This is a genomic window from Brakhagea baltica (genome assembly GCF_052161605.1).
GTDB lineage: Bacteria > Planctomycetota > Planctomycetia > Pirellulales > Pirellulaceae > JBKCUI01.
On the sequence record NZ_CP197409.1, the window covers coordinates 4946421 to 4966653 of the forward strand.

The window sequence follows — 20233 nt, forward strand, 5'->3', positions numbered from 1 at the left end:
GACGTTATGATAGGCGGTTGTAGTTTTTTGCTTTATTTTTTGGAGAGTCTTGTATGCAGGTTGTATTCAATCGCAAGAGGCGTGGTGCTTTCACGCTAGTTGAGCTGTTGGTGGTGATCGCCATTATCGGAATCCTGGTTGGCTTGCTGTTGCCGGCCGTTCAAGCGGCTCGTGAGGCAGCTCGCAGGATGAGTTGCTCGAACAATCTTAAGCAGCTCGGCTTGGCGATGCATAATTTCGAGAGTGCATTCAAAAAGTTGCCCCCGGGGTATTTGGGACCAACGCGGGCACTCCCGTTTGACGCCCCCGCCGGCAACCATCAGTATTATGGATTGCTGCCGTTCCTAATGCCCTTCATCGAAATGGACAATATCTATAGACAGATGCCTGCACAGTTGATGAGGGTCGAGCGTCTAGCAGAATCGTACGAGGATATCCGCTGGTCAGCCACACTCACCCCTGAACTGCTGGCAGGTGCGACACAACCATGGAACTTGTCGCAATTTCAAATTCCTGCCTTCATGTGTCCTTCAGACGCGAAGATGCCGACCGTTATGTGGACCAGAGCTCACACTCGCGGCAGTAGTTCGGGTGCGGGATCGTTGACGATGACTTTCTGGAGTGGAACTGGCTCGTTTTTGAATGTTGGTCGAACCAATTACGTTGGTGTACACGGACGTCCTGACTTGGACGGTGGATTGCGTCAAGGGATCTTCCGCAATCGCTCCACCACCAAGTTTTCAGGGGTTACGGATGGGTTAAGCAACACCCTCGCGTTGGGCGAAACGCATGGTGGTGTTCAAGCGTCATCGGGCAACGCTCCTGCCAGCTGGTTGTGGATGTCCGCTTCCACGATTCCATCCTCCACTTCTGCTACCTGGATGCCAGGCCAAAACAGCCGAACAGCTTTCAACAGCTTCCACACTGGTTTGGTGCAATTTACTCTTGCAGATGGTTCGGTTCGCCAAATTAGCAACAGCATCGACGCTCCGACTTGGTTGACTATCAACGGAATGAATGATTCCGAGGTCGTTAGCGAGTACTAGGCCGAGCCAATGGGGCTTTGCTCCACAAGGGGTTCCGCTTTTGATAACCCACGTCAACAATGTTTGGGAGCTGCACGAGATCGATTGTGGCTCCCTTTTTTTCCATCTCTTCGCCGACTGGCCTTTGGGTTAATCGGTGAGTTTTCTTTGTATTTTCCCTCGGAGTCTTAGTTTTATGTTGAAAGCCAGTTTTTTCACTTCTGCGTTGTGGACATGTCTTTTGTGCAGCTTCCTCTTCACTGCTGGTTGTTCCAGTGATACCAGCCCCAAAGCACCGGCAGAGTTTGCTCCACCGCCAGGCCCAGAAGACGAAAAGGGTGACAACGAAAAAGGCTAGGAGCTCATCGATCGTTAAACAAAACCTCGATCGATTTAAACGCTTTTTGCATCAGATGGCCGCAGACAAATCCTGTGGCCATTTTCTTTTTAGTCAATCGTAACGACTTCGTTTTACAGCGGTGTAGCTAGGGATACCAAATTCGCTTAATGAAGCTTTCCCAATCTATAAACGTAAAGTCTTTCGAGAGTCCGCGACTCGCTTCCCGTGTCATTCCAAGGAGTTTTTCGTGAACAATCCTAAGCTCGATATAGTAAATTGTATTTTGGCAGTATGCTTTCTTTGCGGTTCGTGTCCCCTCACTTCGTTTTCACAGGAAAGAGACTCCGAAGACAAAGCGGACTTTGCTGAAGCCTTCTTGGAACGATTTGCTGGCAATCTCAGGTGTATCAACACATACGCAGTTACCGTTAACTTTTCGTCACTTAAGTTGGAGAATAGTGAAGGGCCTGTCGTGTTGGATTCAGAAATCCTGATCTGCGTAGATGAACAGAATAAGTACCGACGAGTTACTTATCGATCGAACTCCATCAATTCGGAAACAGGAGATTTGAACCAGGCTGGTTGGCAAACTGAAATTTCTCGAAAGGGAAAGCCTTTTTTGATTGACGCAAATAAGGAAATTGAGGCGCAAAAATTCAGAAGTTTCTTTTCGCATATCGACCCATTTGAAACGGCGGCCTGCTCACATGATTTTTTGCGACAGCGAAACTGCGGAACAGGATTTCTTTTTAGCGTTATTGATACAACTGCCATTGAAAACGTATCGGACGATGGCAAGGGGATAGTGTGTTATACGGTACGCTTGTCTCCCTCAATGATTCTTGATTTATCAACATCTGCGGCCTACGGTGGAATGCCAATACGGGCCGTCTACAAGATCGCATATAATGATAGGGGGACCCGAAACATGAACCCAAATTCGTTAAGCGACTTCAAGTTTGTTACTTGTAGTACTGACTGTAAATGGAAGAAATTCGGAGATGTTTGGTTCCCGATTTGGACACAGATGGATAGGGTCTACGGCGAAGCGAGAAGCAATCCGAAAGAACGTTACAAGCTAACCTTTAACTGGCTAGTCGGAGAAGAATTAAGGAAAAATTGGGAATTACTTGAGTCCGTTGATCAGTCGGCGGAGGCAAATTTATTCTTCGACGTATGGGATCGGGCCGTTTTACGCTCTGACGAATAGGTTTGTATGGGTATTTTGACCCCGCGTGGTTCGTGTAAAATTTACAGTGGTTTAGCAGTTGTTATTTGACGCACGTCTTAAAACGCTCCGGAGAAGCGGCCGCGGTCGCCGGCGGCTTCCTTGAGGCCGGTTGCGGGGTCAATCGTTAGGATGACGGCCGATGCGGCTGGACGCTTGAGCTCAAGCTTGTGCCCCATCGTCTTGAGTCGGTCTAGCTCGGGATTGAGGTTTTCGGGGGCTGTGAGACTGCCTAACTTGGCCGGCTCGTGGCCAAACCAATTGATGTGGTGGTCGGTCCCAAACCGGGGACTGCGAGCGGCTGCTAAAGGATCCATACCAAACACAATCCGATTCAAAAACACTTGAAGCGATGTTTGATCCTGCTGGTCCCCACCCGCCACACTTATCGCCATCACAGGGCGATCCCCCTGCATCACCAACGTCGGAGTGAGGGTGATACGTGGACGCTTGCCTGGGGCCACAACGCTGGGGTGCCCAACCCATGCCGTTAATCCGATCATCCGACTCCCTAGCTCAATGCCCGTATCCCCTGCAATTACTCCCCCCCAACCACTCGGTGTCGCCGATACAACATTCCCCAGGGCATCCGCAACTAAACAACTGGTCGTGTCACTACTGTAACCGCTGTAAGCCTTGTGATCCTGTGGAGGGATACCAAGTAAAGCCTTGCCATTCCAAGGATCTCCAGGGAGCTGCTCTTGGGAAGCCTTTTGCATATCCACCAAGCCTCGGCGCATGGCGATGTAATCATCAGAAAGCAGCGCTTGTATTGGAACCTCTTCAAAATGCGGATCGGCAAAGTACGCATCGCGGTCGGCTAACGCCAATTTCATGTGCTCCACAACCATGTGAACGTAATCCACGGAGTTGTGACCAAGCGTTTGCAGGTCGGTACCCTCGAGCATCCGCAATGTTTGAAGCATGTACGGGCCTTGGGTCCAGACCCCACACTTATAAACCGTGTATCCGTTCCAATTAATCGAAAGAGGCTCGTCAATCCGAGTCACATGCTGTGCGAAATCAACGTATCGCAGCAAACCACCGTTCTCCCGGGACCATTGATCTACCTCGCGTGCAATCGGTCCTCGATAGAAGTAATCTGCGACGCGACGCAACCCCTGCCGCCTGTCTTCGCTGCCTCGCTCGGCTTCCACCAATCGCTCAACCAGTCTGAGAAAGTTTTGGTGATGCTTTACAGTGGACTCTGCTTTTCGCAATGCAGCTTTCGCGTTATTGCGATTCTGTCGGTCTCTTTCAGCAAGCTTCGCGGGATCTTGATTGGCTCGCTCTTTCAGAATGGTAAGCATAGACTGTGCGCATTCCGTAAACGATCGGGAACCGTATCGATCGAGGGCTGTCAAGCAAGCGTCCAGAAAACCAGGCACCACGGCGTTAGCGATATCACCTCGGCCTTGAATCAACCCCTTACGATTTTCATGGAACCACTCTGGGGTCGCAAGCCTGGGTGCTGCACCTTGCCCGACGATGACCTCAACAACCTTGCGCTCGGCGTCGTAGACAATGATCGGAACCTCGCTACCAAAGCAGAACAATTGGTTCTCTACGACCGATTGAACGAGCAGACTCGCGACTGCCGCATCGATGGCATTTCCACCTTGTTGCAGCATAGCTAATCCCGCATCGCGAGACTGCGTGCTGCCAGTGACGATCGCCCCTTGCTTGCCTTGTGCCAAGCCGTTACTTCGAACAACACCATCTGACGCAGGGCTAGCTGGTTCGTCTGCATCCTGGGAGTAAAGCGTGCCCGTTGCGATCGCTACAGAGAGCATCGAACTGAAAAGGATGCGTCTCGGGCGCAACAAGAAGTTCTTAGATCTGCGACCAAAAGAATGGGATAGATTCATTACCATTCGACACAACCTTCTTTCCGGAGCTGTTTTGCTTGACTCGACTATAGTCCTATTTCCCCTCAGAACCAGCGGGAGTGCTCTAGTCTAACATATCGACGGCCATGAACGGATACTAAAAATTTACGGCTCCACTGACCTTGTGTCAGTGGACCGACGACTCGTTGGCTAGCCGGAGAACGCCACAGCCGTGTTTTTCGCCCCCATTGAGCTTGCCTCAATGGAGCGCATGACTCGCTGGCTAGAGAAGGCCGCGACGCCGAGAAATCTTCGTCTTTCAAACTTCACCCTTCCCATTTCAAACTTCCTTCGCTCCCACCGAGTAAACTCAGTGGAGAGCCGGGGGCGGTTGGTGGACGCAGCGTTCTAGCTGGTTAGTCGAGCTTCCACTGACACTAGGTCAGTGGAGAGCATGTGGTGGGGAGTATACTCGTTAGAACGAATCGACACTAATTCCGAAATCCCGATAGTTTTAGTTCGGTCAAGACTACGACCACACTTCCAATAGACTTTCTAACCTTGGGGGGTATACCAGGGGGAGAGGCTAGTATCGTATACTTTTGACCATTCCCTTAGCCGGTTGGCAGGACCTCTTAGTAGGGTTGATTCCTAACATGATTTTTACGTCGCTAAATTTTGAAGCCGATGGCAAGCAACACGGCTATTTGCAGGTTCCCTATTCACATAACCTAGGAGGCTGGGCCAATGTGATGATCCCGATCACTATTATTGCGAACGGTCCGGGCCCTACGGTACTCGTCATGGGTGGAAATCATGGTGATGAGTACCAAGGTCAAATCGCTGCCAGGAAACTGGCTCGCGAATTGACGACCGACATGATTCATGGCCGACTCATCCTGATTACGTCGCTGAACTTGCCAGCAGCCCGCGCGGCGACTCGCCTATCTCCGCTCGATGGTATGAATTTGAATCGAGCATTCCCAGGCCATCCAGAAGGATCGGTCACCAGCCAGATCGCTCACTATTTGACCACAGTTCTGTTTCCTCTTAGCGATGTCGTGATCGATATCCATTCGGGTGGCCGAAGCATGGAGTTCGTGCCATGCTCCCATATGCATCTCGTACCAGATAAAGAGCAGCGAAAAAAAATGCTAGCCGCCATGTTGGCATGGAATACCGATTTTTCATTCCTTTACGCCGATATTGCGGGCTCTGGATTGCTTCCCGTCGAAGCGGAAAATCAAGGCAAATTGGTGGTGACTACCGAGCTGGGAGGTGGCGAAGGGGTTTCAGCACAGGTGCATCGAATTGCTCAATCAGGACTGCGCAACGTACTCGTTCATCTAGGTCTCCTCAAAGGAATCGAACAAACTCGCCAAAGTCTCGGCAAGCCCCCAGCGATTCTCGTGCAAGCTCTCAATCGCGAAGACTATTTGCTTGCCCCGGAATCCGGTATCTTCGAAATTTGTATCGATCTAGGTCAAACGGTCCGCGAGGGAGATGTCGTCGGGGCAATCCATCACCTAGAGCGACCAGATCGATCACCGGAACCGATCGTAGCTCGCAGCTCAGGTTATTTGATCACGGCTCGTGTTCCCTGTTTAACTCAACAAGGTGACTGCGTTGCGGTGATCGCGAAACAGGTTAGCATCGACGAGGTTCTGTCCGTATGACCAGTAGCCCCGCATTACCCTCGCAGGGATTAAATACGAACAATCGATCGGTGTCGACCCAAGCGATCTTATTGTTGGGGTTCATGTGGTTCGCTTACTTCTTAAACTACTGCGATCGACAAGCGGTGTTTGCGATGTTCCCATCTCTCAAATCGGATTTGGGAATGACGGACCAGCAACTGGGTTTAATTGGAGCATGCTTTCTTTGGGTCTATGCTCTCGGTTGCCCCATCGCGGGCATTTTTGGTGATCGTGTGTCGAAACGAATCTTGGTCGTGATGAGCTTGGTGATCTGGAGCCTCGTCACAGCGGCGACGGGTTTGGTACGCACGGGGGTTGAACTGCTTTGGCTGAGAGCCGCGATGGGGATTTCGGAATCGCTCTTCATGCCTACCGCCATCGCGCTGACCGCCAGTGCTTTTGCTCCCGCCTTGAGATCGACGACGATCGCGATTCTGACTACAGCCCAAATCGCCGGCACCGTGGCAGGCAGCTGGTTCGGTGGCTGGATGGCTGACATGGGGGCTTGGAGAACTGCGTTCTATGCTCTCGGTGGGGTTGGATTGATTTACGCAATTCCCTACTTCGCTTTTCTGAGAACCTTAAAATCGGACCAGCCAACGACGCGACTGGATTCCCCCTCTGCGGATTCCTCGAACTCAGCAGCCGGAATGACTGGTATTCGTAGCAGCCTCAGCTCGCTCTTCACCACGCTGACGTTTCTCGTTCTGTGCGTGGTCTTTCCCGTTTTTGTATTTGGATTGTGGTTATTATACGGATGGTTACCCACTTTTTTGGGAGGCAAGTTTCAACTTGACCAAGCCGATGCTGCCTTTAACGCTACTGTTTATCTACAAGGAAGCACACTGATCGGCTTGTTAGGTGGTGGATGGTTGGCCGATCGGATGTTGCGATGGACACGAGCCTCTCGCTACTATCTGATGCTCGCGAGTTTGGTTTTGTGTGCTCCATGCTTGCATGCGATCGGCAATTGCGAAACGTTATGGCAGCTTCGAGTGGCCGCATCCGCCTTTGGTCTTTTCAGCGGATTACTCATGGGCAACATCTTTCCATCGGCATTCGAGGTGGTTTCGACTCGGTTGCGAGCAACCGCAGTAGGCGTATTAAATTTGTGTGGTGGTCTGGTTTCAGGCTTTGCAACATTGTTCGGTGGTATGTGGAAAGAAACGCTTGGGATCGATCGATTGCTGACGCTGACCGGTGCTGCCTATTTTGCGGCTGGACTACTTCTGTTATGTTGCGTATTGATGTGGTTCCCGCGTGATTTGAATGAACACTATGAAAATTGATTCGGTTGACTTTTATTATCTGTCGATGCCCGAGGTTCTGGATATCGGTGATGGCAGCCAAGATGCACTGCTTGTGCGGATTGCAGCCGGTGATTATGTCGGATGGGGAGAATGCGAAGCGTCGCCGCTCGTTTCGATCGCGAGCATGGTCTGCCCGATGTCTCATAGCGCATGCAAACCGGTGATCGCTTCGGTTTTAGGGCAGACGATCGACAATGTCAGTGACATTCGTCGCATCGGAGACTTGGTTCGCGCGAACAGCTTGGATCTACTGCAAGCGGATCATACTCTGTCGGGTATCGATATAGCTCTTTGGGATTTGCTGGGCCGACGACTCTGCGAGCCTGTTTGGCGTTTGCTCGGCTACAAGACCTGTTTTGCCAAAACACCCTATGCATCAGTGCTGTTTGGTGACGATGCAACGCAAACGCTACATAAGGCCAAGAGCATCGCTGCGCAAGGTTTTCGCGCGGCCAAGTTTGGTTGGGGGCCGTTCGGATTAAAAAGCATGGAGGATGATTGCGACCAATTAGCGGCCGCTCGCGAAGGTCTCGGGCCAGATGGTATCTTGCTGGTCGATGCTGGGACCGTTTGGAATGCTGACGTGAATGCGGCTAGAGCTCGATTGAAGATGTTGCAAGAGGTTCGAGCCACATGGCTCGAAGAGCCGTTCGTTTCAGGAGCCCTTTCGGAATACCATGCTTTGTCGCTCGAGAGCGGTCCCGTCGGTATGGCTGGTGGCGAGGGGTGCCACAACTATCATATGGCGAAACATATGATCGATTACGCAGGGCTCAAATATGTGCAAATCGATGCAGGTCGCATTGGTGGAATTACCATTTCGAAAGATGTTGCTGACTATGCCGCTGCCAAGGGGGTGACTTACGTCAATCATACGTTTACTTCGAATCTCGCCTTGTCCGCCTCGCTGCAACCTTTTGCGGGTCTTGAATCGCATGAGATCTGCGAATTTCCCACGGAGCTTAAGTCTTTGGCGAGAGACATGACGGTCAATCATATTGCACCGGATCAAAATGGACTGTTACATGTACCCGATGCACCGGGCTTGGGCATTGAACCAGACTTGGATGGCATAGCACCTTATCTAGTCGACACTGAGATCATCGTGCGTGGACAAACCATCTACAAGACACCCGCTTTAAGATAAAGGCGGAGGATACTCTATGAAACGTATACTCATCGCTGAGTGCAAACAAGAGGTATCGACTTTCAATCCTCATCTCAGTCAATACATCGATTTTAAAGTTCGCAAAGGCCAGGAGCTTCTTCATTACCACAGAACGGTTCGCAACGAGATCGGCGGAGCGATCGACGTACTTGAGGGAATGTCCGACATAGAATTGATCCCGACGTATAGCGCATGCTTTATCACGTCGGGCGGGACTTTGTCTTCTCCTGCATGGCATCGCATTGCGAGCGAGATGATTGATGAAATCCAAGCTGCACCTCCGGTCGATGGTGTTTATCTCTGCATGCATGGTGCGATGGCCGCGGAGGATGAACTAGATCCCGAAGGGTTTCTTATCGAGCGTATACGGCAATCGCTCGGAGACGAGGTACCGATCGTCGTGTCTTTAGACTTGCATGGAATTTTGACCGATCGTATGGTGGAGCATTCGGATGCAATTGTTGCTTACCATACATATCCCCATGTCGATTTCTTTGAGACCGGACAACGAGCGGCTAAAGTGCTGTTGAGGATTTTGGCTGGGGCGCGTCCGACGACGGCCAAAGTTGCCATTCCCGCCTTGGTCCGCGGTGACGAGCTAATCACGGAAACAGGGCTGTTTGGTCATAGCATACGTCTCGCCCAACAGATCGAATCAACCCCGAGCGGACTTTCGGCGGGCATGTTCATTGGTAATCCGTTTACCGATGTTCCCGGTTTGCAGACTTACAGTTTTGTTGTTACCGATAATGATCCCGACCTCGCAGTTCGTGAGGCGATTCGTATTGCGGAAAGCTTTTGGCCGAATAGGCAGCGCATGCAAGTGCCACTCGTGAGCTTGGACGAGATGGTCGTTCGATTGCAACAACGTCAATGTGGAACGATGGCGATCGTTGATGCGGCCGATGCGACCAGTTCGGGGGCTTCAGGTGACAGCAACGCGATCCTCCGAAAACTGATCGAATGCGGTTACACGGGTCGTGTCCTATTACCGATCGTCGATGCGCATGCTGTGCGGATAGCCATGGCGGCCGGTATAGGCAAAACGATTCGAACCCACGTGGGCGGGACGCTGGATCTCTTTCGATTTCAACCGATCGAGATCGAGGGGGTGGTACGGCATTTGTCTGATGGTTTGTTTCGAAGCGAATCCTTTGGCGAGGTTTGGGACGCTGGTCCGTCTGCGGTGATCGAGAGTCATAACTTCACGTTGGCCATTAGCAGCCGAGCGGTAAGCTTATACGACCGTTCCTTTTTTTATTCGTTAGGCCAGAATCCACGCAGCTTTGATGCGGTGGTCGTCAAGTCCCCCCATTGCCAACCTCACATGTATGCCGATTGGTGCGAAGCGATGATCCATGTCGATGCGCCGGGTTCGTCGAGTGCGAATTTGCAATACCTAGGTCACACCCGTTGTGTTCGACCTATTTTTCCGCTCGATGCGGATGTAACCTTTGCCCCCATCGCTAAATCCTTTCGCCGTGGTAGTTCTTAATCATGAAGATAGTCGACATTCGATGTGCTGGATTACGAGGAGCAACACCTGAGGGGGGCTGGAGCAACGAACTGCGCCCCGAAGATTGCGTTCATACCTTGATCGCAGTCCATACTGACGGCGGACTAGTCGGTTTGGGGAGTGTGTTCACCAATGATGCGTTAGTTCGAGCCTCCTTGGATTTGCTTAAGCCACTGTATATGGGCGAGAATGCACTGGAGCCAGAGCGAGTTTCCGAGAAGCTACATCAGCACATGTTCTGGTTGGGGCGAGGTGGATCCATAACACACACCATCAGCGGCATTGACATTGCATTGTGGGATTTATTGGGCAAGGCGACTGGCCAATCGGTGGGGCGATTGCTCGGTGGTCGGTATCGCGAACGAATTCAGCCGTATGCATCGTTGCTGATGCAGGAGCCAGCCATGATGCAGGACAGTTTACTAGCGGTCAAATCGCAAGGGTTTCGAGCCTTTAAAATTGGCTGGGGGCCGTTCGGTAGGAAGAGTTCCGCTGTGGACGAAGCGATCGTCAAGGCAGCGCGTGAGGCGATTGGTCCAGAATGCCGTCTGATGGTCGACGCTGGTGGCAGCGACGCTTATTGGAGCAATGGTTACAAGTGGGCATTGCGGGCAGCGCAGATGTTGGCGAACTATGATGTTCACTGGTTTGAAGAGCCATTACAACCCGATGCACTAGAAGAGTTCGTGTTATTGCGGGAGCATTCACCGATCAACATCGCTGGTGGCGAGGTTTTGACGCGTAGGCAATCGTTTCAGCCATGGCTCGCAGCGCGTGCCTTTGATATTGTTCAGCCCGATGTGACCAAGGTCGGAGGTATTAGCGAGGAGCGTCGAATAGCATGGATGGCGCAGGAACATGGTGTTCAATTTATCCCTCATGGTTGGAACACCGCAGTCGGTTTGGCAGCCGATTTACAATTAGCTACGGCATTCTCGGGGACAGATTTTGTCGAGTATTTAACCGGCTCACCGTTTATTGATGAGATAACCATCGGTGGCTGGCAGCTAGATGCAGAGGGCATGTTAACCATCCCATCCAAGCCGGGTTTGGGGCTCGAGCTGGACCCTGACGCGATCGACAAATATTCCGGTATCACCAATCTGCTGTGATCCCTGCCCCTCTTCTTCCCCTACTTTAGTTTGCATTCCTGTGGAGTTGGGATGCTGGTCGTTGCATTCTTTGAAGGAAACACTTGTATCGTGCTGCCCGAACTTAGTAGGGCTGCTCCGCCTAATTGGAATCCATCTCCTTGGAGCGTGCCGACTTTGTTTCCCTTCAATATGGCGGCTTGAAAACCTTTGACCCAAACCTCTGGGCCGAAAAGCTGAGAGAAACGACCTCTAGGCAATCCGAATCGGCGGTAGAGCTCGCAGGCTGGATCGGAAATGTGATCGACGTCGGTCAAGCCGGCTCGATCTAACAATGACTTGCCATCTGCCAGCGGGCTCATATGGACCACGACCGGCTCGATACCCTTCGCTCGCAATTCCTCTATTCGGTTTGCCAATTCCGTCATGGTTTCGCCGCAGAAAGTGCAGCCAGCATGTCGCACGAAGACTAGAAGTTTATTTCCTTGGCCGAGAAAGGCCTGGGTTTCCTGGCCACTGGAAACGATCGGCTTTGGATGCTGCTCCTGAGGCAGGGCAGCATAACGAGCTTCTGGTGAGGAGTGATATTTGAAGGCGAGATAGAGCATCGAAGCGAAAGGGATCCACCAGATGAGATCATTTGTCAGAATCGTCATCCCCCACGCCAGCGGCAGCTCTCCCGAACGGACTGCTCCTACAAATCCGATCGGTCCGAATATCTTGCCGAGAAAACCCACTAGCACGATTGGCCAATGAACCCGGAAGTCTCGAGCGGCAAACCAGTAGCCGATGCCGTACACCCCGACAATCATGCCGACGCATTGCCAGATGCCGGGATAGTTTGGGCGTTCGATACCCGTGAGATCAAAGATTTGGTTGGGAAGCAGAATCGTCCAGGCGCCCCAAACCAAGTTATAGACAGCGGCCAGCTTCAGTACGACAGCTGGCCATTTGGGTGCGGAGTCCATAAGCATTCGACTAAACTAGTTGTCACTAAAAGGAGGTGGAAACTGACCCGTACGGTTGGGTTCGGTATGCGTTGGGGTGTCATCTGTTTCAGACATGCTATCGTCCATAACTTCCGTAAGGTTCTGCATGAGCAGTTCATAACGAGCGATTACGTTGGGCTCGCCGAGCAACTTATGCTTGACGTCTATGGGTATGTTAACTGCGTAGGCGATAATATCGGTGAGGATCCCCAGTGGCAGTTGCTGTGTCAGGAGATCGCCGAATGTTTTGGAGTTAGCAGCATCCTGCGGGATCATGGTCCGAAAAACAGCCAATAGATGGTCTCGATACTCATCAAGATGATGAACCGAATCGGCTGGCACAACATCATCGATTAACTCAACGATTGCTTGTCGGAAAGGGGTGTCCATGTCGAGTTCTTCGACTAACTTAGCGCGCGAAATGCCTGCCAGAAGAATATTGTGCCTTCCGTCGTCTGTCGGGCTGTGGGAGATGATACGTCCAATGCAAACATGCTGACCAATCTTAGGTTTTCTGTCGATATGGCTCTCCCATCCTGGGATTAGCAGTGCCATGGTGATAAAATGATCCGATTCTAGTGAATCGCTCAGCATTTCGCAGTAGCGTGGCTCGAAGATGTGAAGGGCCTGAATCACGTGAGGGAAGAGGACCAGATTCGGCAACGGGAATAATCGTACCACTCCATCAAAGTCGTCTGGTATTCTCGCGCTTTCCCAATGTCCCATCTCGAATTCCGATTGATTGTGATGCGTTACCGCATGTGTAGCATTAAGAACCATCCGTTAAAAATCACAGGTTGGACACTCCGATCCCACGCCTGTCCTTTTCGCAAACACGTGCGGTTTGCCTAAATCCCTTAAGTAGCCGGCCCTTATCGACGTTGACTTCATCTGAAAACGGCGTTTCGTCCATTATTGTAGCTATGCGACTAGATCGTCTGAATTGCTAGCCATCAACTGAGTATCGTTGCAAGTCTTCCAGATCCACAAATTCCAGCGTAGAGATGTGTGTCGATTCCAGGACAATCTTCGGAGCGACCCCTGCTTCAAAGGCTTCTTTCCAGCGTAGAACGCAGAGACACCATCGATCCCCAGCTTTTAGTCCGGGGAAATGGAACTGTGGGAGCGGGGTCGTCAGGTCATTGCCTCGCGACTTGGAGAATTGCAAAAACTCGTCGGTCATGATACCGCAGACTAGATGCAGGCCTACGTCGTCGGCTCCCGATCGACAACAACCGTCTCGAAAAAAGCCTGTCATGGGATCTGTTGAGCAATCTTGAAGTGCTTGTCCCAGGACGTTTTTGTCGCTTGTCATACAACTCTTCTCCATAAGGGGCAACGTAGTTTCTCGGTGACTATGTGTTTCGCATTAGCGCGATTAAATTGGGAAACACAAAGGGCCGATGACTACCGCTATCGAAACCGCCATGTGTGTGTCGACGATTTCGAACCCTATCCTACCATTTTTCGAAACAAGGAAACTACAGGGGTGAAAATATCATGTTTCACCCCTGAGCTAGCTTATTTACAATTAAACAACTGGACGGAAAAGTCGAAACTCTTTACCAGTCGACTTAATGCCGGCCTTTAGCATTAAAAGCCCGATTTTCAACTTGTCTGGCTCTCGCATACGGAACTCTTCTACATGCGAGCTCACCGAGACCGGCTCGCCACGCACGAAAATCGAGCCGCCTATCATTCCTTTGCCCATCTCGGGACCGACCGTCCCTCCCACGACGATGTTTCCGTCTGTCATGCCCATCCCCAGCAGGCAACCTACATTTCCGCGAATCAAGATGTCGGCACCTTGCAACCCAAATCCGGCCCTGTTTCTCGCGTTTCCGTAAACGGTAATCAAACCGCCTCGTCCCATGGCACCCAAGTAATCACCGGCGTTTTGCTTAACCACAATGGAGCCGGAATGAAGCGAATGCCCTAAAAAATCTCCAGCACAACCATCTACTACAACGTCACCAACGCCGTAGGACATAAACGAAAAATCTCCGATCGAGCCAGCCAACGAAAGGGTCCCTGGAGAACGAACCCCAGCACCGACATAGTCTTCCCCGCTAAGACCTGCAATCTTGACTTCGAAGCCTTCCTCGCTTGGCTCTTCGAGGGAGTTCAGATAACTTACCAAGTTTCGCGATGCAGCTGTCTTAAGGTTGAATTCTATCGGGTGTGGCACAGCGCACTTCCTAAATCTTTGATCACCCCAGACCGTGTCAGGGGTGATCATGGAAAGTCATTGGAGAGGTTGAATTTCTCCATTTTAGCCCAGTTATTGAACCTGCCCAGTGAGAAGATCCCCCCAAATCGGTGGTAGATCGAGTAAGATGGGGCAATGTTACGCAAATTTTCTATGATCGCCCCCGATAATTCTTGTTCAAAAACCGAATTTGCCCATGACTGAGTTTTCTCCAGAATCGGAACCGGCTACTACCAATCAGAGTCCGGAATCCGAGCACCAAGCTCCGGTTGGCCAGCCTTCGCAATTCGCCCCTGCTGCCACTCCCCCGACACCGACTCGCGAGCTGTTTCAAAACGCAATCGCAGAGATCAACAAGATTTTCGTTGGCCAGGACGAGCTGATTTTGACATCGATGGTGGCGTTGTTTTCGGGAGGCCACGTTCTTATCGAGGGGGTGCCAGGACTGGGGAAGACGTTGTTCGTTCGAACACTCGGGCATGTCCTGGGATGTCAGTTTGGTCGGATCCAATTTACCGCCGACCTGATGCCGTCAGACATCACCGGGGCCCCCATTTTGGATTTGAAAACGCAAGACTTTCGTTTCCGGCCGGGCCCCGTGTTTACTCAGTTCCTTTTGGCGGACGAAATCAACCGATCACCAGCTAAGACGCATGCGGCATTGCTGGAGATTATGCAGGAGTATCGAGTGACCATCGATGGTGTTAGCCACGAGGTGCCTCGCCCGTTTTTGGTCATGGCGACACAAAATCCCGTGGAAAGTGAAGGCACGTACTCACTACCGGAGGCCCAGCTCGATCGATTTATGTTCAAAGCGATGGTCAACTATCCTGCGGAGTCGGATGAGGCTCGAGTTTTGGAGCTGCATTCGCGGCAAATCGATCTCGCCAAGGTGCTCCGCGATGAAGTCAAGCAGATTGCAGACGCAGACTTGATCCAGAGCACGATTCGGAACAACGCTTCGGTTTTGGTCGAGCCTAAGCTTTTGAACTACATCAACAAAATTGTCCGTGCCACTCGATCATGGCCAGCCTTTCACTTAGGAGCATCCCCTCGGGCAGGCATTGCACTCATGCAAGGTGCCAGAGCTCTGGCCGCGTTTCGAGGCCGAAACTTTGCAGTACCCGATGATGTCGCAGAGCTCGTTTTGCCCGCTCTTCGTCATCGCATCACGCTCACGGCGGAAAGTGAAGTCGAAGGATTGCTTGTCGACAATGAGCTACGCGCATTGCTCCGTAGTGTCGAGGTTCCACGCCTTTGATACGGACTTAACTCGACATGCTGATGGAAACCATCCTTGAAGCTTTACCATTTTGGGGCCCGTGGATCGCGGCGGGGCTCTGCGTCGCTGTTTTGTTTCTTTTGGCTGCAATTCGCCAGGTTTATCCGACGCAACAATGGTGGCTGCTTCTGGTACCGGCGATTGCCCTGCTGGTCATTGCCGTAAAGTTTACGTGGCTTATCTGGCCTGTTTTGGCGTTGGACGCTTTGGCATTGCTCGTCGTTACGTTTGATTTCTTTACAATCAGCAATGCAAACAGGATTCGAGTCGAAAGGCAAATGGTCCGAACGGCATCGCTAGGAGGTTCTCACCACGTGGAATTGATTCTGGAGAACAGAAATCGCATTGGTCAGAGACTGGCCGTCCGAGACGGAGTCCCTGCGAATCTAATGGCGACTCCTGACAAGCAATCGTGCTTTGTCGCTTCGCAACAAAGAATCGAATTGAGCTATCTGCTTAAACCAAACAAACGTGGCGCATTTGCTTTTGAATTCGTTTTTTTGCGATTGATTAGTTTGTTCGGATTCTGGTTTCGCGAAGTTAAAAAGCCGGCCCCCGCCATGCTGTCCGTCTATCCCGATATGAAACAACTATCGGAATATGCAGTGTTGGCCAGAACCAATAGGTTGAGTTTAATCGGGGTCCGGAAAACTCGCAGGCTGGGACAGGACAACAACTTTGAACGCCTGAGAGATTACACCCAAGACGATAATTACAAGCATATTGATTGGCGATCTACGGCGCGGCGAAACAAGCTGACGGTCAAGCAATTCCAAGCGGATCAAAGCCAGCGATTGATTTTTTTATTGGACTGTGGTCGGTTAATGACCAGTGAGTACCGTGGTTTGAGCCTACTTGATTACGCTCTCAACTCTATCTTGATGCTCAGTTATGTAGCGTTAGAACAAAAGGATTCTGTCGGGCTGTTGTGCTTCTCGGATCGCATCGAGTCTTACGTTCCGATTCACAGTGGACCTTCGCAGATGAATCGAATTCTACACGCGGGGTTCGATCGATTTCCATCGTTGCGTCAGACCAATTTTGACCAAGCATTCTTGCACCTGTCAAAAAACTGCCGAAAACGATCGCTGGTCGTTTTGGTGACCACGGTTATCGACGATGTTACGGCAGCTCAGATCACTGGATACCTTTCCAATCTTACGGGCAAGCATCTTCCATTGTTGTGTTTATTGAGAGACCGAGCAGTCTTTGACTACGCAGATAATCCGGATTTGGCGCCAGAGGTTTTGTATCGAAGTGCAGCAGCAGCTCAGATGTTGACCTGGAGAAATCAAGTTATCCAGAGAATGCACCAAGCAGGCGTTTTACAAGTCGATGCCTTTCCCGAGGAACTGACCACGCCACTTGTTAATGAATACCTAACCGTTAAGGCTAAGCACTTATTGTAGGTCGGTAAAAAAGGGTGCTTGATTAAACGACTTGGGAGCAACGCAAGGTCAAGGTGAACGAACTATGCTAGAAGCCTCATCCCATTTTCGATTTCTGTGGCTATTGGGTTTTGTATTGACCATTCCCATTATTACCTTCGTCGTTTTTCGCAAGAGGCTGTGGATTTCTGTTTGGTTAAGGATGCTGGTTTGTTCGTTGATTGTTCTGGCTTTAGTGGATTTGCTTTGGGTCCAGACGGTCAAGGATACCGACGTCATATTGCTGGTTGATCAGTCGGATAGTTTAGGCACGCTACCAAAACAGCAAGCGTGGGAATTCGCTCGGGTCGTCAGCAAGCAGCCTGCTTTAAAGAGTGGCAATCATCGCTTGGGCGCAGTACTGTTTGGCAAAGAGGCAGGGGTCGAGCAACCTCTCACGGAGAATTCGGAACTCAGTTCACAGCCAGAGATGAAGATCGATGGCGCGCGGTCGCAGATTGGTGACGCATTAAAGTTTGCGAGTGCTCTTTTCGATCGCCCCGCGCATAGAAGGATTATCTTGATAAGCGATGGAGCTTCGACGGACGATGGTTGGCTAGATGTGGTAAATAGTCTCTATCAGCGCGGTATCGAGATCGATGTGGTAGAGGTGGCGCCCAGCGAATCTCAGGACCTCGTCGTCGAGCGTATCGAAGCTCCCAATCGCTCAGCACCTAAGTCACCGATACCCTTGACGGTAAAGTTACAAACGTTGCGAGCCAATCCCAAGCTTTCGAACTCGGGCCGATTGCAGATTCGTCGTATCAGTGGGACTCAAATCACGCAGATTGCTGAGATTGCTTTGCCCGATTTTTCTGAGAGCGAAGTGTTGACGTTGCAAGACACCTCGGCACCGGCGGGTATGCATGTTTATGAGGCCCTGTTTACTCCTGATGATCCGGCGAGCGATCTGTTTTCGCAAAATAACAAAGCTTCCACGATGTGCGAGGTTGTAGACAAGAACAAGGTCTTAATCATCACGATGCAAGCGGAACTGGAGAGGCTGAAAAAGCGTCTAAGCCCGCTTACCGATATGGGCTTAAGTTTTGAGCTGCGAACGGAAACAGAGACCTTTCAATCGATCGCTGATTTAATTCAATTCGACGCCGTTTGGATAGCCAACACACCTCGTATTCAGCAATCTCAAGAGGATTTGCCTATCGTAAGATTTAGCGATGAGCAATTGACCCAATTAAACCAGTACGTCAACGCATTCGGAGGTGGGCTATTCATGACAGGTGGTCCAAATGCCTTCGGAGCCGGTGGCTGGATGAATTCCCCCATTGAGGAAGCGATGCCGGTCAAGTTCAAGGTAGATGATGATCGCGTCGTAGCTAGCAGCGCACTGGCCTTGGTCATCGACAAGTCGGGTTCGATGGCTGGCGACAAAATCCTCATGTGTCAGTCGGCGGCGATCTCGGCGGTATCGATGCTTAACGACAGTGATTACATCGGCATTTACCCGTTTGATTCTGGACTTAGCTATCCGATATCGCTGCGGAAGGTGGGAAGTGATCGCTCTTCCCTGAATCGCAAGATTAAGCGGATCGAGGCTAGCGGCGGAACCGACATGTCTGAAGCTTTGGATTTGGCTTACCGGGAGTTGTCTCGCAACAATGCTTCCGTTAAGCATGTGATATTGCTAACCGATGGTCAAACTTACGGTAAGGATTTTGCCAAGCAAGCGGCTGGCATGAAAGCCAAGGGGATTACCACAACTGCTGTTTCCGTAGGGGCGGATGCGGATCGTCAATTGCTCATGTCCATCGCTCAGCGCGGTGGCGGTCGGTTTTACCAAGTCGACCGCAGCAACATGATCCCCAAGATATTTATCAAGGAAGCGAGGTTGGTTTCGAAACCTCTCATCCAGGAGTTTGATGGCGGAGTCGCAACGTTTCGCAACAAGTCGCACGAGATTGTGCAAGGTCTCGGACAGAGGACAGACTCGATAACGGGGCTTGTTTTAACGACACTTCGGGACAGCGTGTTGGCGGAACAGTTGGTTCGTTCTAATCAACCAGAGAAACCTAACGATAGCGTGCTCGCGGTTTGGCAATACGGTTCGGGTAGAACGGCTGCATGGACGACAGATTTAGGAGAACGCTGGGCTTCTGCGTGGGCAGAATCGGGGGAGATGGATCGATTGTTACTGCAAACGGTGCGTTGGATCGGCCGAGCGAGTTCGACCAATAACCACTTTCTACAGGTGAATACAGCATCGAGTATCGCGAAGCTCAGATTTCAGTGGGACCCGGATCTAGTCGACGTTCCGTCGACACTCCCTGCCATAATTGTCGGAGCGGGAACGGCGGAATCCTATCGAATCACGCTGCAAAGAACCGGTCCACGAACGTTCGAAGCCACCCAAGATGGTCTTCCCGACGGTAACTACGTTATCGCAATCGAACTCAAGGATTCCACCGGAGTGTTCCGGCAGGGATTTACCGTTTCCGATTCGAGAGAGTTTCAGATTAGTCCGCAAGCACACCAGTCTCTATTAAGTGCAGCGAAGCTTGGGGAAGATTCTATTGTCGATTCTATGAGTAGATCTGAGGCAATGGATTATTTGAAGAACGCTGGACGCTGGGTTTCGATTTCCGGCCCATCTACTTCCTGGGAAGGCACACCTATTTCAGCAGTCACACGACCAACCTCGACGCCGGATCGCAATTCTTCCTCCACATGGCCAACAATGCTTTTGGTGGCAGCTGGCGTTTTCTTTGCGGAATTGGTTGTAAGAAAGTTCGGGTGGGATCGACTGTTGGACTTTGGACGAGCCAGATCAATAGCCGAACGTACGATGGGCAAACCCCACAAAGAACGGCGTTATGAAGGTACTCGCGGTTCCGTTGAGCGACCTGCCGATGCGTTGGTTTTAACAACTGATGAAGATCTTTCGTATACAGCACGTTTGTTGCGGACAAAGAAATCAAACGTCGAAAAGTCAAAGCAGCATTAATTGATAGACCGCAGAATCGTTAAGATCGTATCAGTCGCACTAGGCGTTATAGTCTTTTTTGCCATTCTACCAACTTAGATTTATCGTCTTCACAAGCTAAATCTATTATTGTCAGCCCGAAAACGAGTTAACTGCCGCAATTCGTTTTTTTTAAGTATGACAA

General features: G+C 51.1%; 16 protein-coding genes. 11 read left to right on the plus strand and 5 right to left on the minus strand.

The window, feature by feature from the left end:
• Nucleotides 1–53 precede the first annotated feature (53 nt).
• The 3 genes from SH449x_RS19020 (at nt 54) to SH449x_RS19030 (ending at nt 2575) form a co-directional block, all read left to right on the plus strand.
• The gene (locus SH449x_RS19020; protein WP_482377656.1) at nt 54–1046 is read left to right on the plus strand and encodes a DUF1559 family PulG-like putative transporter; all 993 of its coding nucleotides are present in this window, start codon (nt 54–56) and stop codon (nt 1044–1046) included.
• Nucleotides 1047–1221: 175 nt separating this feature from the next.
• A complete protein-coding gene (locus tag SH449x_RS19025) occupies nt 1222–1383 on the plus strand; it encodes a hypothetical protein (RefSeq protein ID WP_482377657.1) in 162 nt (53 codons plus the stop codon).
• 454 nt (nt 1384–1837) lie between these two features.
• The gene (locus tag SH449x_RS19030) at nt 1838–2575 is read left to right on the plus strand and encodes a hypothetical protein (protein ID WP_482377658.1); all 738 of its coding nucleotides are present in this window, start codon (nt 1838–1840) and stop codon (nt 2573–2575) included.
• Between the two features lie 77 nt (nt 2576–2652).
• Here the strand turns inward: SH449x_RS19030 and SH449x_RS19035 are convergent, their stop codons facing one another.
• Nucleotides 2653–4467 carry a gamma-glutamyltransferase family protein gene (locus SH449x_RS19035; protein ID WP_482377659.1) on the minus strand — a complete coding sequence of 605 codons (1815 nt, stop codon included), beginning with the start codon at nt 4465–4467 and terminating at the stop codon, nt 2653–2655.
• A gap of 611 nt (nt 4468–5078) precedes the next feature.
• Between SH449x_RS19035 and SH449x_RS19040 the strand changes: the two genes are divergently transcribed.
• The 5 genes from SH449x_RS19040 to SH449x_RS19060 are packed head-to-tail and all read left to right on the plus strand — an operon-like array spanning nt 5079 to nt 11225.
• Complete coding sequence (locus SH449x_RS19040; protein WP_482377660.1) at nt 5079–6098, plus strand: succinylglutamate desuccinylase/aspartoacylase family protein; 1020 nt, start codon at nt 5079–5081, stop codon at nt 6096–6098.
• Nucleotides 6095–7408, plus strand: a complete 1314-nt coding sequence (locus SH449x_RS19045; RefSeq protein ID WP_482377661.1) for an MFS transporter — start codon at nt 6095–6097, stop codon at nt 7406–7408. The genes SH449x_RS19040 and SH449x_RS19045 overlap by 4 nt, the downstream gene beginning before the upstream one ends.
• On the plus strand, nt 7398–8576 hold the full coding sequence (locus SH449x_RS19050) for a mandelate racemase/muconate lactonizing enzyme family protein (RefSeq protein ID WP_482377662.1): 1179 nt from the start codon (nt 7398–7400) through the stop codon (nt 8574–8576). The genes SH449x_RS19045 and SH449x_RS19050 overlap by 11 nt, the downstream gene beginning before the upstream one ends.
• Nucleotides 8577–8592: 16 nt before the next feature.
• The gene (locus SH449x_RS19055) at nt 8593–10092 is read left to right on the plus strand and encodes a M81 family metallopeptidase (RefSeq protein ID WP_482377663.1); all 1500 of its coding nucleotides are present in this window, start codon (nt 8593–8595) and stop codon (nt 10090–10092) included.
• A gap of 2 nt (nt 10093–10094) precedes the next feature.
• The gene (locus SH449x_RS19060; protein WP_482377664.1) at nt 10095–11225 is read left to right on the plus strand and encodes a mandelate racemase/muconate lactonizing enzyme family protein; all 1131 of its coding nucleotides are present in this window, start codon (nt 10095–10097) and stop codon (nt 11223–11225) included.
• Between the two features lie 20 nt (nt 11226–11245).
• Here the strand turns inward: SH449x_RS19060 and SH449x_RS19065 are convergent, their stop codons facing one another.
• The 4 genes from SH449x_RS19065 to SH449x_RS19080 all read right to left on the minus strand — a co-directional run bounded on the left by SH449x_RS19065 (nt 11246) and on the right by SH449x_RS19080 (nt 14381).
• On the minus strand, nt 11246–12178 hold the full coding sequence (locus tag SH449x_RS19065; RefSeq protein ID WP_482377665.1) for an AhpC/TSA family protein: 933 nt from the start codon (nt 12176–12178) through the stop codon (nt 11246–11248).
• A 9-nt stretch (nt 12179–12187) separates the two neighbouring features.
• Nucleotides 12188–12973: an LON peptidase substrate-binding domain-containing protein gene (locus SH449x_RS19070; RefSeq protein WP_482377666.1), complete on the minus strand. Its 786-nt coding sequence runs from the start codon at nt 12971–12973 to the stop codon at nt 12188–12190.
• Between the two features lie 166 nt (nt 12974–13139).
• A complete protein-coding gene (locus SH449x_RS19075) occupies nt 13140–13508 on the minus strand; it encodes a DUF2237 family protein (RefSeq protein WP_482377667.1) in 369 nt (122 codons plus the stop codon).
• Between the two features lie 216 nt (nt 13509–13724).
• Nucleotides 13725–14381 (minus strand): hypothetical protein, encoded by a 657-nt coding sequence (locus SH449x_RS19080; protein WP_482377668.1) that lies wholly within the window; start codon nt 14379–14381, stop codon nt 13725–13727.
• A 217-nt stretch (nt 14382–14598) separates the two neighbouring features.
• Here SH449x_RS19080 and SH449x_RS19085 point away from each other — a divergent pair, with 217 nt between their 5' ends.
• The 3 genes from SH449x_RS19085 to SH449x_RS19095 all read left to right on the plus strand — a co-directional run bounded on the left by SH449x_RS19085 (nt 14599) and on the right by SH449x_RS19095 (nt 20070).
• On the plus strand, nt 14599–15663 hold the full coding sequence (locus SH449x_RS19085; protein WP_482377669.1) for an AAA family ATPase: 1065 nt from the start codon (nt 14599–14601) through the stop codon (nt 15661–15663).
• A 23-nt stretch (nt 15664–15686) separates the two neighbouring features.
• Nucleotides 15687–17093, plus strand: coding sequence for a DUF58 domain-containing protein (locus SH449x_RS19090; RefSeq protein ID WP_482377670.1), 1407 nt, complete (start codon nt 15687–15689; stop codon nt 17091–17093).
• Nucleotides 17094–17157: 64 nt separating this feature from the next.
• A complete protein-coding gene (locus SH449x_RS19095) occupies nt 17158–20070 on the plus strand; it encodes a VWA domain-containing protein (RefSeq protein ID WP_482377671.1) in 2913 nt (970 codons plus the stop codon).
• Nucleotides 20071–20233 lie beyond the last annotated feature (163 nt).